The organism is Escherichia sp. E4385 (genome assembly GCF_963883145.1).
In the GTDB taxonomy this organism is placed as follows: Bacteria; Pseudomonadota; Gammaproteobacteria; order Enterobacterales; family Enterobacteriaceae; genus Escherichia.
In genome coordinates this window covers 31643-45743 of sequence record NZ_CAWOOJ010000016.1, presented here as the reverse complement: position 1 = coordinate 45743, position 14101 = coordinate 31643, and the positions used below count along the sequence as shown (strand labels likewise).

The window sequence follows — 14101 nt, the reverse complement described above, 5'->3', positions numbered from 1 at the left end:
TTTAACGGTTATTGGTGAATTGCTCAATCTATACGCAAAGAAGTTTAGATGTCCAGATGTATTGACGTCCATTAACACAATGTTTACTCTGGTGCCTGACATTTCACCGACAAAGCCCAGGGAACTTCATCACATGACGCGTAAACAGGCCACCATCGCAGTGCGTAGCGGGTTAAATGACGACGAACAGTATGGTTGCGTTGTCCCACCGATCCATCTTTCCAGCACCTATAACTTTACCGGATTTAACGAGCCGCGCGCGCATGATTACTCGCGTCGCGGCAACCCAACGCGCGATGTGGTTCAGCGGGCGCTGGCGGAACTGGAAGGCGGTGCTGGCGCGGTACTTACAAATACCGGGATGTCAGCGATCCACCTGGTCACTACCGTCTTTTTGAAACCTGGCGATTTGCTGGTTGCACCGCACGACTGCTACGGCGGCAGCTATCGCCTGTTTGACAGCCTGGCAAAACGCGGCTGTTATCGCGTGCTATTTGTTGATCAAGGTGATGAGCAGGCATTGCAGGCGGCACTGGCGGAAAAACCTAAACTGGTGCTGGTAGAAAGCCCAAGTAATCCATTGTTACGCGTCGTGGATATTGCGAAAATCTGCCATCTGGCAAGGGAAGTCGGGGCGGTGAGCGTGGTGGATAACACCTTCTTAAGCCCGGCATTGCAAAATCCGCTGGCATTGGGTGCCGATCTGGTGTTGCATTCATGTACGAAATATCTGAATGGTCACTCAGACGTGGTGGCCGGCGTGGTGATTGCTAAAGACCCGGACGTTGTCACCGAACTGGCCTGGTGGGCAAACAATATTGGCGTGACGGGCGGCGCATTTGACAGCTATCTGCTGCTGCGCGGTTTGCGTACTCTGGTGCCGCGTATGGAGCTGGCCCAGCGCAACGCGCAGGCGATTGTGAAATATCTGCAAACCCAGCCGTTGGTGAAAAAACTGTATCACCCGTCGCTGCCGGAAAATCAGGGGCATGAAATTGCCGCGCGCCAGCAAAAAGGCTTTGGCGCAATGTTGAGTTTTGAACTGGATGGCGATGAGCAGACGCTGCGTCGTTTCCTGGGCGGGCTGTCGTTGTTTACGCTGGCGGAATCGTTAGGGGGAGTGGAAAGTTTAATCTCTCACGCCGCAACCATGACACATGCAGGCATGGCGCCAGAAGCGCGTGCTGCCGCCGGGATCTCCGAGACGCTGCTGCGTATCTCCACCGGTATTGAAGATGGCGAAGATTTAATTGCCGACCTGGAAAATGGCTTCCGGGCTGCAAACAAGGGGTAAAAATGAGTGTGATTGCGCAGGCAGGGGCGAAAGGTCGTCAACTGCATAAATTTGGTGGCAGTAGTCTGGCTGATGTGAAGTGTTATTTGCGTGTCGCGGGCATTATGGCTGAGTACTCCCAGCCCGACGATATGATGGTGGTTTCCGCCGCCGGTAGCACCACTAACCAGTTGATTAACTGGTTGAAACTAAGCCAGACCGATCGTCTCTCTGCGCATCAGGTTCAACAAACGTTGCGTCGTTATCAGTGCGATCTGATTAGCGGCCTGTTACCCGCCGAACAAGCCGATAGCCTCATTAGCGCTTTTGTCAGCGATCTTGAGCGGCTGGCGGCGCTGCTCGACAGCGGTATCACCGATGCGGTGTATGCAGAAGTGGTGGGCCACGGGGAAGTGTGGTCGGCACGCTTAATGTCTGCGGTGCTTAATCAACAAGGGCTGCCTGCGGCCTGGCTTGATGCCCGCGAGTTTTTACGCGCCGAACGCGCCGCACAACCGCAGGTTGATGAAGGGCTTTCTTATCCGTTGCTGCAACAGCTACTGGTACAACATCCGGGCAAACGTCTGGTGGTGACTGGGTTTATCAGCCGTAACAACGCTGGTGAAACGGTGCTGCTGGGGCGTAACGGTTCCGACTATTCCGCGACACAAATCGGTGCGCTGGCGGGCGTTTCTCGCGTAACCATCTGGAGCGACGTCGCCGGGGTATACAGCGCCGACCCGCGTAAAGTGAAAGATGCCTGTCTGCTGCCGTTGCTGCGTCTGGATGAAGCCAGCGAACTGGCGCGTCTGGCGGCTCCCGTTCTTCACGCCCGTACTTTACAGCCAGTATCCGGTAGCGAAATCGACCTGCAGCTGCGCTGTAGTTACACGCCAGACCAAGGTTCCACGCGTATTGAACGTGTGCTGGCCTCCGGTACTGGTGCGCGTATTGTCACCAGCCATGATGATGTCTGTTTGATTGAGTTTCAGGTGCCTACCAGCCAGGATTTCAAACTGGCGCAGAAAGAGATCGACCAAATCCTGAAACGTGCTCAGGTGCGTCCACTGGCAGTTGGCGTGCATAACGATCGCCAGTTGCTGCAATTTTGCTACACCGCAGAAGTCGCTGACAGTGCGCTGAAAATCCTCGACGAAGCGGGATTACCCGGCGAACTGCGCCTGCGTCAGGGGCTGGCACTGGTGGCGATGGTTGGGGCGGGCGTCACCCGTAACCCGCTGCATTGCCACCGCTTTTGGCAGCAATTGAAAGGCCAGCCGGTCGAGTTTACCTGGCAGTCGGATGACGGCATCAGCCTGGTAGCAGTACTGCGCACCGGACCGACCGAAAGCCTGATTCAGGGGCTGCATCAGTCCGTCTTCCGTGCAGAAAAACGCATCGGCCTGGTGCTGTTCGGCAAGGGCAATATCGGCTCCCGCTGGCTGGAACTGTTCGCCCGCGAGCAGAGTACGCTCTCGGCACGCACCGGCTTTGAATTTGTGCTGGCAGGCGTGGTGGACAGCCGTCGCAGCCTGTTGAGCTACGACGGGCTGGACGCCAGCCGCGCGTTAGCCTTCTTCAACGATGAAGCGGTCGAGCAGGATGAAGAGTCGTTGTTCCTGTGGATGCGCGCCCATCCGTATGATGATTTAGTGGTGCTGGATGTTACTGCCAGCCAGCAGCTTGCTGATCAATATCTCGATTTCGCCAGCCACGGTTTCCACGTCATCAGTGCCAACAAACTGGCGGGAGCCAGCGACAGCAATAAATATCGCCAGATCCACGACGCCTTCGAAAAAACCGGGCGTCACTGGCTGTATAATGCCACCGTCGGTGCGGGCTTGCCGATCAACCATACCGTGCGCGATCTGATCGACAGCGGCGATACTATTTTGTCGATCAGCGGGATCTTCTCCGGCACGCTCTCCTGGCTGTTCCTGCAATTCGACGGTAGCGTGCCGTTTACCGAGCTGGTGGATCAGGCCTGGCAGCAGGGCTTAACCGAGCCTGACCCGCGTGACGATCTCTCTGGCAAAGACGTGATGCGCAAGCTGGTGATTCTGGCGCGTGAAGCAGGTTACAACATCGAACCGGATCAGGTACGCGTGGAGTCGCTGGTGCCTGCCCATTGCGAAGGCGGCAGCATCGACCACTTCTTTGAAAATGGCGATGAACTTAACGAGCAGATGGTGCAACGGCTGGAAGCTGCCCGTGAAATGGGGCTGGTGCTGCGCTACGTAGCGCGTTTCGATGCCAACGGCAAAGCGCGTGTAGGCGTGGAAGCGGTACGTGAAGACCATCCGCTGGCATCATTGCTGCCGTGCGATAACGTCTTTGCCATCGAAAGCCGCTGGTATCGCGATAATCCGCTGGTGATCCGTGGGCCTGGCGCAGGGCGCGACGTCACCGCCGGGGCGATTCAGTCGGATATCAACCGACTGGCGCAGTTGTTGTAATCCTGAGCCAGAGAAAGCAGTATTTTCGTTACGCGCCCTGCGGAAAGCGGGGCGCTGTGAGTAAATTCTGCCTGTTTATGTAGCCAGTGGATAAAATGTCTGCTGGTTGCTAATGAGAGCATTTCAGCTTTGCTGTTATTTCCGCCCGTTAATGCACATACCATTTTACGATTTTTTCCCTGAACCCAGAGTTGCCACTGATTTTTCCACCAGCCGTGATAAGTTGTTCCCTGAAAACTCCAGGACGTATTTTCGGTACAGTCAGTTATTTCCTCTTCAATAAACCAAATTTCACCTTGCTGTTGGCGAAACAGATCAGCCCAAACCGTAATAATGGCGCCTCTTAAAAAACACTCGTGTGAAATAACCTGTGTTTTAACTGTCGGGAATAGAATATTCAGTACCCTGAAATGCCCGTGCGCTGTGATAACCGGACGCAGAATAGCGCCTTTAGCATTGCGCTTGAGCGCTGCACTGCCATACTGAATTTCATCAAACTGACTGCGGCGTAGAAATTGTGCTTCGCGCATATCAACGCGTTGTACAATATTATTGTTGTGTAACTCTGGTTCTGCATTTCCTCTGTATCGATAATGCAGACTTTCTCCAGCTTGATGCTGCGTATAATTAGTAGAAAGATGAAGAATATTACCGCGAAGAGCATCAAAACTCATTAAAACATACAATTTTTGCCCGCCGCTAGCTCCCTGAAATGGCACCAGAAGAGCAACCGTTTCGATTATTTCGGGAGGCGTTATTTCTTTCTGATATTGTTTAGGTGTCCAGACTTTTTTGCAGTTACGGCATTGAATGCGTTGCGATCCCTGTGGATTGTGACCATAACAAATTGTCTCTGTGCCATAACATACCGGGCAGAAATGGCCCTTTTCAGAGGCCCACGTAGATAAGTGAACTGTCAACCAGTCACGAAATTGTTGTTCGTCAAACAACGGTGGATAGCTTCCACATGCCCGGCAGTGCAATGCTGCATAACCCAGTCGATAGTCAGGCCAGCTGTAATCTGTCGATGTTGACCGTCCTAAATTACGGCAACCAAACGACTTGCAGGCATTAATCGTAAACAGAGTCGACATATATCACCAACGATTTCACAAGGTCGTTGATTTTGTCCGGCAACGCTCCCTTGTGGATGTGATTACTCTCACATAAATAACTCTTTCAGAACGTAATGTAGCAATCCTTTAAATCACTGAAAGGGACTATTTATGAAAATTAAAATGCTTGCTGCGGGTATTGCATTAACACTGCCGTTCTGGGCTTGCGCCAAAGATGTCACTATCATTTATACCAACGATCTCCATGCACATGTAGAGCCTTATAAAGTGCCATGGATCGCTGACGGTAAACGAGATATTGGCGGCTGGGCAAATATCACTACGCTGGTTAAACAAGAAAAAGCAAAAAATAAAGCGACATGGTTTTTTGATGCAGGTGACTATTTTACCGGGCCCTATATCAGCAGCCTGACCAAAGGCAAAGCTATTATCGATATTATGAATACCATGCCATTTGATGTCGCCACAATAGGCAACCATGAATTTGACCACGGCTGGGACAACACATTATTACAGTTGAGTCAGGCAAAATTCCCGATTGTGCAGGGCAATGTTTTTTATCAGAACAGCAGTAAATCATTCTGGGATAAGCCCTATACCATCATCGAAAAAGACGGTGTGAAAATAGGCGTTATAGGTTTGCACGGAGTATTTGCCTTTAATGACACGGTATCCGCTGCCACGCGAGTGGGTATTGAGGCGCGCGATGAAATTAAATGGCTACAACGTTATATCGATGAACTCAAAGGCAAGGTTGATTTGACCGTCGCCCTGATCCACGAAGGTGTTCCGGCCCGCCAGTCCAGTATGGGAGGCACAGATGTGCGTCGCGCGTTGGATAAAGATATTCAGACGGCAAGTCAGGTGAAAGGACTGGATATTTTGATCACCGGACATGCACATGTGGGTACGCCGGAACCGATTAAAGTCGGCAATACGCTCATCCTCTCGACGGACAGCGGCGGGATTGATGTGGGCAAACTGGTTCTCGACTACAAAGAGAAGCCGCATGATTTTACGGTGAAAAACTTCGAGCTTAAAACCATTTACGCCGACGAGTGGAAGCCCGATCCACAAACAAAACAGGTGATCGACGGCTGGAATAAAAAGCTGGATGAAGTGGTGCAACAAACGGTGGCGCAATCGCCAGTCGAATTAAAACGTGCCTATGGTGAATCGGCTTCCCTCGGGAACCTGGCGGCTGACGCTTTACTGGCAGCGGCAGGTAAAAACACCCAAATAGCCTTAACCAACTCTGGCGGTATCCGCAATGAGATCCCTTCGGGGGCGATTACGATGGGCGGCGTCATCAGTACCTTCCCGTTCCCCAACGAACTGGTGACGATGGATCTCACAGGTAAACAATTACGCAGTTTGATGGAACACGGCGCAAGTTTAAGTAATGGCGTTTTACAGGTATCGAAAGGCCTGGAAATGAAGTACGACAGCAGCAAGCCGGTTGGTCAGCGGGTTATCTCACTGACTCTGAATGGTAAACCGATTGAAGATGCAACGGTTTATTCTATTGCCACCCAGAGTTTCCTTGCTGATGGTGGAGATGGTTTTAGCGCCTTTACCGAGGGGAAAGCGCGCAACACAACGGGCGGTTATTACGTTTATCACGCCGTGGTTGATTACTTCAAAGCGGGTAACACCATCACGGATGAACAGCTTAATGGTATGCGTGTGAAAGATATCAAGTAATCATACGCATTGAGTTGGTTTACACCTTATTGCCGGATGACGATATCGACGTACATTTCATTCGGCATGTGTATTACGCCGATTCCCGCACCACCAGTTGCCCGGAAAGCGCAATTCTTTGGGTTTGCAAATCCGGGTCTTTTAATTTGCGAATCATCAGGGTCGCTGCCTGGCGTCCGGTTTCTTCACTGGCGGAAGATACATAGGTGAAAACAGGAGAGGTCAGGTTGATATGCAGCATATCTTCAAAACCAATTAGCGCTACCTGCTGGGTCAGAAAGACGTCTTTCCCGACGGTACGCCCCACCTGATGTATGCCGTTGATGCTGCCAATCATGGCCTCGGGCGAATGGCAGAGCAGGGCGGTAATGGCGTTGTTATTTTCCAGCAACTGGCGCGTTGCCATGCTGGCAGCCCAGGTGTCACCGTCACAGGCTGGCGTGAACTCGTCACGACAAGCAATGCCAAATTTTGCCAGGGTCTGGCGAAAACCAACCAGTCGCTGCTGACGGATAAGATCACTTTCTCTGCCACCGAGATAGGCAATGTAACGATGGCCGCGCTCAATTAAATAACGTGTGGCAAGACTTGCTGCCTGCTGGTTGTCACGCAACACCAGGTTGCACTCATCTTTGATAGGCGTTTGTGACGCGACAACAAGGGGAAGCGAACACTGGCGGATTAGCGTGGGGAGGGTTTCACGATGCGCATCGGAAGCCAGATAAATCACTCCGGCAACACCTTGTTGCTTGAAGGAAAGTAAACAACGTTCAAGATGTTCATGTTCGTTCTGTGGTTGCCCAAGGAATACCATATAGCCCCTGGCTTCCAGTTCCTGAACAATACTGGCCATCACTTTGATGGAAAAGCTATCGCTAAAATCACGTAAAATCAGTCCGATAATATTTGACGTGTGGGAACGTAAATTGGCGGCGGCAACATTATGCACGTAGCCCAGTTCGTCAATAGCAGCATGAACTTTCCCGATGGTCGCCTCTGAGATTTTCCCTTTCTGGCGCAGCACTAGCGACACGGTAGAGACGGAAACTCCGGCTCTTTTGGCAACATCAATTATGCTGACTTTCTTCAAACTCACTCCCTGAACAACGTTGATTCTTTAAATAGCAAGAAGGTTCTGGTCAGGGACCAGAACCTCTGACATCGAGTAATCTTAAGGCTATTTACCGATCATCGTCGACATGGTTTGCGCGATAAATTGCGCTCGCGCGCCAAAAATGACCTGAATGCCGTTATTGCCGACAAAAACCACGCCACGGGCGCCAATATTATTCAGACCATCCTGATCCACCGCTTCTTTATCAGAGACTTCCAGACGTAAACGCGTGATGCAGGAGCCTACCGATTTAATGTTTTGCTGACCGCCAAGCAGCGTGATGATTTCTGTTGCCAGCTCGTCATCGGTTTTATCATTAGCGCTAACCGTAGTTTCAGTACGACCAGGCGTTTTCACATCAAAACGACGAATAACAAAGCGGAAGGTGAAGTAGTAGATCACCGCCATTGGCACGCCGACGATAATGGCGCTCAGGAAGTTGGTTTTATAGCCGTTAAAGGATGGCAGGATGCCAAACGAAATATAGTCAATCAGCCCCGCAGAGAAGGATTTGGCAATATGTGCATGCAGCAGATACATCGCCATATAGGAAAGGCCCGCCATGATGGCATTGAAGATATACAGCACAGGGGCGACAAAGATAAATGTAAATTCAACGGGTTCTGTAATACCGGTCAGAAAACAGGTTAATGCGGCAGAGAACAGAATACCGGCGGCAATTTTCTTATTCTTTGTGTGCGCTTCATGGTACATCGCCAGGCACGCCGCAGGCAGGGCAAACAGCATCAGGGGGAATTCGCCTTGCATAAATTTACCGGCGTCATGATAACTGTCGCTGCTAAATGATTTCACCCCTTCTTCCAACATCTTGAACCAAATCGTCTGATCGCCGTGAATCATTTGCCCGGCATGGGTAGTGTAATCCCCAAAAGAATACCAAAACGACGGATACCAGATGTGGTGCAAGCCAAGCGGAATGAGCGCCCGTTCAGTTACACCAAAAATAAAGGTCGATGCCGCCTGGTTGTTACCATTAACGATAACCGATAATGCATCGATTCCTGACTGAATGTGTTGCCAGACATAGGGCAGTAACAGGCCAAGAATGAAGGAGAGAAAAGCCGTCGCGATAGCGACAAAGCGTTTCCCGGAGAAAAAACCAAGGAATTCTGGCAATTGCATGGTATGAAAACGGTTGTAACACCACGCCGCCAGGATCCCGCATATCAGGCCGCCAAAAACGCCCATTTGCAATGTAGGGATACCCACCACCATCGCGTATTTGCCGCCTTGCCCGGCCATTTCTGGCGTGATGCTAAGTACGGTGCTGATGGTGATATTGGTGACAAAAACGGAAACGGCTGCGGATAACGCCGCAATTCCTGATTCAGAAGCCAGCCCTACGGCGGAACCGATAGCAAAAAGCATCGGCAAGTTATCAAAAATAATGCCGCCTGCATTCATCATCAACGGCAAATGGAATTTATCTCCGAACGCCAGTAACAGCCCAGCGGCAGGCAGAAGCGAAATTGGCAGCATTAGGGCGCGACCAATCATCGACAATTTAGAAAGTGACTTCACGAAACTCGACATCAGATTCATGCTGATTTCCCCCGAATAGCGCATAAATCTGCGCGAATTAGTCTTTTTTTGTATAAGTAGAACGTTCTAGTAGAACGTTCTACTTATCGTGGGGGATGCATAATTGCTCTGCAACATAATTTTGGAGAAATTGTTAATAGTTTGAAGTAGTTCAAATAATAAACATGCAGTATTGAATGCAAATTATGGTATCTATTTGTTTTATTTAAATAAGTGTCCAGCTAACACAGACGAGCATATTAATTAACTCTTATTTAAATAAATTTGAAGCCGATGGTTTATCCGTTTATTCATTACTTCGCGCGCGATAATGTGAGAGAACCCATTTACTCCCACATTCAAATGAAGAAAATTCATCTTCCCTGATTTTTCCTCACCATCATGGGGCATTTTTCGGTTGACGCCCCTCAGCTTTTCCTTCATCTTTACATCTGGACGTCTAAATGGATAGATGTTCACAACACAACATATAACTACAAGCGATTGATGAGGTAAGGTATGAGCTTTTTTCACGCCAGCCAGCGGGATGCCCTGAATCAGAGCCTGGCCGAAGTCCAGGGGCAGATTAATGTTTCGTTCGAATTTTTCCCGCCGCGTACCAGTGAAATGGAGCAGACCCTGTGGAACTCCATCGATCGCCTCAGCAGTCTGAAACCGAAGTTTGTATCGGTGACCTATGGCGCAAACTCCGGTGAGCGCGACCGCACGCACAGCATTATTAAAGGCATTAAAGATCGCACCGGTCTGGAAGCGGCGCCGCATCTTACCTGCATTGATGCGACGCCTGCCGAGCTGCGGACCATCGCCCGCGATTACTGGAATAACGGTATTCGCCATATCGTGGCGCTGCGTGGCGACCTGCCGACGGGAAGCGGTAAGCCGGAAATGTATGCCTCTGACCTGGTGACGCTGTTAAAAGACGTCGCGGATTTCGATATCTCCGTGGCGGCGTATCCGGAGGTGCATCCGGAAGCGAAAAGCGCCCAGGCGGATTTGCTTAACCTGAAACGCAAAGTGGACGCCGGCGCCAATCGCGCGATTACCCAATTCTTCTTTGATGTCGAAAGCTACCTGCGTTTTCGTGATCGCTGCGTTTCGGCGGGTATCGATGTGGAAATTATTCCTGGCATTTTGCCCGTCTCTAACTTTAAACAGGCGAAGAAATTTGCTGACATGACCAACGTACGCATTCCGGCGTGGATGGCGCAAATGTTTGATGGTCTGGATGACGACGCCGAAACCCGCAAGCTGGTGGGCGCGAATATTGCGATGGATATGGTGAAGATTTTAAGCCGTGAAGGAGTGAAAGATTTCCACTTCTATACGCTTAACCGCGCTGAAATGAGTTACGCGATTTGCCACACATTGGGTGTCCGACCTGGTTTATAAGTGCTTTGGTTTCTGTAAAAATCACACGGTGATCACAAAATTAAAACAAAGCACAAAATGCCTCCTCGAAGCGAGGGGGCAGACAAGTAAAACTATTGACTCGCTTTTTCTCCTTCATTCCTTAAAAGAGCAGAGAGAAAACAGGGATAAAACCCTTTTTTATAAGGTATTTGTCCGTAATCGGACATAATCAAAAAGGCTTATTTAAGATCAATTTGATCTACATCTCTTTAACTAATGATATGTAAGATCCCAACTATCGCATCCGTGGATTAATTCAATTATAACTTCTCTCTAACGCTGTGTATCGTAAGGGTAACACTGTAGAGGGAGTATATTGATGAGCACGTCAGACGATATCCATAACACAACAGCAGCCGGAAAATGCCCGTTCCATCATGGCGGTCATGACCAGAGCGCCGGTGCGGGAACAACCACTCATGACTGGTGGCCAAAACAACTCCGTGTTGACCTGTTAAACCAACATTCTAACCGTTCTAACCCACTGGGTGAGGACTTCGACTACCGCAAAGAATTTAGCAAGCTAGATTACTACGGCCTGAAAAAAGATCTGAAAGATCTGCTGACAGAGTCTCAACCGTGGTGGCCAGCAGACTGGGGCAGCTACGCTGGCCTGTTTATTCGTATGGCCTGGCACGGCGCGGGGACTTACCGTTCAATCGATGGCCGTGGCGGCGCGGGTCGTGGTCAGCAACGTTTTGCACCGCTCAACTCCTGGCCGGATAACGTCAGCCTGGATAAAGCGCGTCGTCTGTTGTGGCCAATCAAACAAAAATATGGTCAGAAAATCTCCTGGGCCGACCTGTTTATCCTCGCGGGTAACGTGGCGCTGGAAAACTCCGGTTTCCGTACCTTCGGTTTTGGTGCCGGTCGTGAAGACGTCTGGGAACCGGATCTGGATGTTAACTGGGGTGATGAAAAAACCTGGCTTGCCCACCGTAACCCGGAAGAACTGGCAAAACGCCCATTAGCAGCAACCGAAATGGGGCTGATTTACGTTAACCCGGAAGGACCAAATGCCAGTGGCGAACCGCTTTCTGCGGCTGCAGCTATTCGCGCGACATTTGGCAATATGGGGATGAACGACGAAGAAACCGTTGCGCTGATCGCGGGTGGTCATACGTTAGGTAAAACTCACGGCGCAGGCCCGGCAACGCACGTAGGTCCTGATCCAGAAGCGGCCCCGATCGAAAACCAGGGCTTAGGCTGGAAAAGTGATTTTGGTTCCGGTGTCGGTGCTGATGCCATTACGTCAGGTCTGGAAGTGGTCTGGACCCAGACGCCGACCCAGTGGAGCAACTATTTCTTCGAAAACCTGTTCAAGTATGAGTGGGTACAGACTCGTAGCCCGGCAGGCGCCATCCAGTTTGAAGCTGTAGATGCACCGGAAATTATCCCGGATCCGTTCGATCCGTCGAAGAAACGTAAGCCGACGATGCTGGTCACTGACCTGACGCTGCGTTTTGATCCAGAGTTTGAGAAGATTTCACGTCGCTTCCTTGACGATCCGCAAGCGTTCAACGAAGCCTTTGCCCGTGCGTGGTTCAAACTGACGCACAGGGATATGGGGCCGAAATCTCGTTACATCGGACCGGAAGTGCCGAAAGAAGATCTGATCTGGCAAGATCCGCTGCCACATGCGTTCTTCAACCCGAGCGAGGAAGATATCCTTAACCTGAAGACGGCGATTGCTGAGTCTGGTCTCTCTGTGAGCGAGCTGGTTTCTGTTGCCTGGGCTTCTGCCTCCACCTTCCGCGGTGGGGATAAACGTGGCGGTGCCAACGGCGCGCGTCTGGCATTAGCTCCGCAGCGCGACTGGGAGGTTAATGCCGCAGCAGCACGCGCATTGCCGGTGCTGGAGGGGATCTATAAATCCTCACACACGGCTTCACTCGCTGACATTATTGTTCTCGCCGGTGTTGTTGGTGTCGAAAAAGCGGCGAGTGCTGCGGGTATCAGCATCAGTGTTCCGTTCACACCAGGTCGCGTAGATGCTCGTCAGGATCAGACGGATATCGAGATGTTCGAGCTGCTCAAACCTGTTGCTGATGGTTTCCGTAACTATCGCGCTGCGTCGGGCGAGGCTACCACTGAATCACTGCTGATCGATAAAGCGCAGCAACTGACGCTGACTGCACCAGAAATGACTGTGCTGGTGGGCGGGATGCGTGTGCTGGGCGCCAACTTCGATGGCAGCAAAAACGGTGTCTTCACTGACCGTGTGGGCGTATTGAGCAATGACTTCTTTGTGAACTTGCTGGATATGCGCTACGAGTGGAAAGCGACCGACGAATCGAAAGAGCTGTTCGAAGGCCGTGATCGTGAAACGGGTGAAGTGAAATACACCGCCAGCCGTGCGGACCTGGTATTTGGTTCTAACTCCGTTCTGCGTGCACTGGCAGAAGTTTACGCCAGCAGCGATGCCCACGAGAAATTTGTTAAAGACTTCGTGGCAGCATGGGTGAAAGTGATGAACCTCGACCGTTTCGACCTGCTGTAATCTGACCTTCTTCAGCGACTGCCTTTCAGGCAGTCGCTGAAGTTTCTTTACCGGCGTATAGTGTCCACAGGAAAACTACACACTGGATCTCTCATGTCTGCCGCAGGAAAGAGCAACCCACTGGCAATCAGTGGCCTGGTTGCGCTCACACTTATCTGGAGTTATAGCTGGATTTTCATGAAGCAAGTCACCAGCTACATCGGTGCCTTCGACTTCACCGCCTTACGCTGCATTTTCGGCGCTCTCGTTTTATTCATCGTTCTTTTGTTACGTGGTCGCGGAATGCGCCCGACGCCGTTTAAATACACCTTAGCCATTGCCCTGCTACAAACCTGCGGGATGGTTGGTCTGGCGCAGTGGGCGCTGGTCAGCGGCGGAGCGGGGAAGGTGGCGATCCTGAGCTATACCATGCCGTTCTGGGTGGTGATTTTCGCCGCGTTGTTTCTCGGTGAACGCCTGCGACGCGGGCAATATTTCGCGATTCTGATTGCCGCTTTCGGTTTATTTTTGGTGTTGCAGCCGTGGCAACTCGATTTCTCTTCGATGAAAAGCGCCATGCTGGCGATCCTCTCCGGCGTCAGTTGGGGGGCGAGTGCCATTGTCGCTAAACGCCTTTACGCCCGTCATCCGCGCGTGGATTTATTGTCGTTAACATCCTGGCAGATGCTGTATGCGGCGCTGGTGATGAGCGTAGTCGCCTGGCTGGTGCCGCAACGTGAAATTGACTGGCAGCCCACCGTGTTCTGGGCGCTGGCCTACAGTGCCATTCTGGCGACGGCGCTGGCGTGGAGCTTATGGTTGTTTGTATTGAAAAACTTGCCTGCCAGTATTGCCAGCTTAAGCACACTGGCCGTTCCCGTTTGCGGCGTACTCTTTTCCTGGTGGCTGCTCGGTGAGAATCCTGGTGCGGTTGAAGGTAGCGGTATTGTGCTGATTGTGCTGGCATTGGCGCTGGTGAGCCGTAAGAAAAAAGAAGCCGTCAGTGTAAAAAGGATCTGAATTTTT

General features: G+C 51.3%; 9 protein-coding genes. 6 read left to right on the top strand and 3 right to left on the bottom strand.

The genetic code is table 11. The features are described 5' to 3' along the window. Positions 1-133 precede the first annotated feature (133 nt). Together metB and metL are read left to right on the top strand one after the other, a co-directional pair. Positions 134-1294, top strand: a complete 1161-nt coding sequence (gene metB / locus AACS80_RS16825; RefSeq protein WP_001353720.1) for a cystathionine gamma-synthase — start codon at positions 134-136, stop codon at positions 1292-1294. A gap of 2 nt (positions 1295-1296) precedes the next feature. After that, a complete protein-coding gene (gene metL / locus AACS80_RS16820) occupies positions 1297-3729 on the top strand; it encodes a bifunctional aspartate kinase/homoserine dehydrogenase II (RefSeq protein WP_135410671.1) in 2433 nt (810 codons plus the stop codon). On the opposite strand, the gene AACS80_RS16815 is transcribed toward metL, so the two are convergent. Further along, positions 3693-4823, bottom strand: coding sequence for a cytoplasmic protein (locus AACS80_RS16815; protein WP_138183882.1), 1131 nt, complete (start codon positions 4821-4823; stop codon positions 3693-3695). The two genes, metL and AACS80_RS16815, sit on opposite strands and share 37 nt — an antisense overlap. Positions 4824-4955: 132 nt before the next feature. On the opposite strand from AACS80_RS16815, the gene AACS80_RS16810 reads away from it, so the two are divergent. Continuing rightward, positions 4956-6509 (top strand): bifunctional metallophosphatase/5'-nucleotidase, encoded by a 1554-nt coding sequence (locus tag AACS80_RS16810; RefSeq protein WP_138183881.1) that lies wholly within the window; start codon positions 4956-4958, stop codon positions 6507-6509. A 73-nt stretch (positions 6510-6582) separates the two neighbouring features. Here AACS80_RS16810 and malI read toward each other — a convergent pair whose 3' ends face one another. Together malI and AACS80_RS16800 are read right to left on the bottom strand one after the other, a co-directional pair. Further along, positions 6583-7599, bottom strand: coding sequence for a Mal regulon transcriptional regulator MalI (gene malI, locus AACS80_RS16805; RefSeq protein WP_135408555.1), 1017 nt, complete (start codon positions 7597-7599; stop codon positions 6583-6585). Between the two features lie 87 nt (positions 7600-7686). After that, positions 7687-9186, bottom strand: a complete 1500-nt coding sequence (locus AACS80_RS16800) for a PTS transporter subunit EIIC (RefSeq protein WP_138183880.1) — start codon at positions 9184-9186, stop codon at positions 7687-7689. A 498-nt stretch (positions 9187-9684) separates the two neighbouring features. On the opposite strand from AACS80_RS16800, the gene metF reads away from it, so the two are divergent. The 3 genes from metF to yijE all read left to right on the top strand — a co-directional run bounded on the left by metF (position 9685) and on the right by yijE (position 14095). Then, the gene (gene metF, locus AACS80_RS16795; RefSeq protein ID WP_135410673.1) at positions 9685-10575 is read left to right on the top strand and encodes a methylenetetrahydrofolate reductase; all 891 of its coding nucleotides are present in this window, start codon (positions 9685-9687) and stop codon (positions 10573-10575) included. A gap of 340 nt (positions 10576-10915) precedes the next feature. Then, a complete protein-coding gene (gene katG / locus AACS80_RS16790) occupies positions 10916-13096 on the top strand; it encodes a catalase/peroxidase HPI (RefSeq protein WP_130222342.1) in 2181 nt (726 codons plus the stop codon). A 93-nt stretch (positions 13097-13189) separates the two neighbouring features. Beyond that, positions 13190-14095: a cystine transporter YijE gene (yijE, locus tag AACS80_RS16785; protein WP_130206576.1), complete on the top strand. Its 906-nt coding sequence runs from the start codon at positions 13190-13192 to the stop codon at positions 14093-14095. Positions 14096-14101 lie beyond the last annotated feature (6 nt).

What these genes read in the sequence shown, in the direction of transcription:
- katG (WP_130222342.1), top strand. Translation starts at nt 10,916, where the DNA reads ATGAGCACGTCAGACGATATCCATAACACAACAGCAGCCGGAAAATGC.
- AACS80_RS16810 (WP_138183881.1), top strand. Translation starts at nt 4,956, where the DNA reads ATGAAAATTAAAATGCTTGCTGCGGGTATTGCATTAACACTGCCGTTC.
- metL (WP_135410671.1), top strand. Translation starts at nt 1,297, where the DNA reads ATGAGTGTGATTGCGCAGGCAGGGGCGAAAGGTCGTCAACTGCATAAA.
- metB (WP_001353720.1), top strand. Translation starts at nt 134, where the DNA reads ATGACGCGTAAACAGGCCACCATCGCAGTGCGTAGCGGGTTAAATGAC.
- AACS80_RS16800 (WP_138183880.1), bottom strand. Translation starts at nt 9,186, where the DNA reads ATGAATCTGATGTCGAGTTTCGTGAAGTCACTTTCTAAATTGTCGATG.
- metF (WP_135410673.1), top strand. Translation starts at nt 9,685, where the DNA reads ATGAGCTTTTTTCACGCCAGCCAGCGGGATGCCCTGAATCAGAGCCTG.
- yijE (WP_130206576.1), top strand. Translation starts at nt 13,190, where the DNA reads ATGTCTGCCGCAGGAAAGAGCAACCCACTGGCAATCAGTGGCCTGGTT.
- AACS80_RS16815 (WP_138183882.1), bottom strand. Translation starts at nt 4,823, where the DNA reads ATGTCGACTCTGTTTACGATTAATGCCTGCAAGTCGTTTGGTTGCCGT.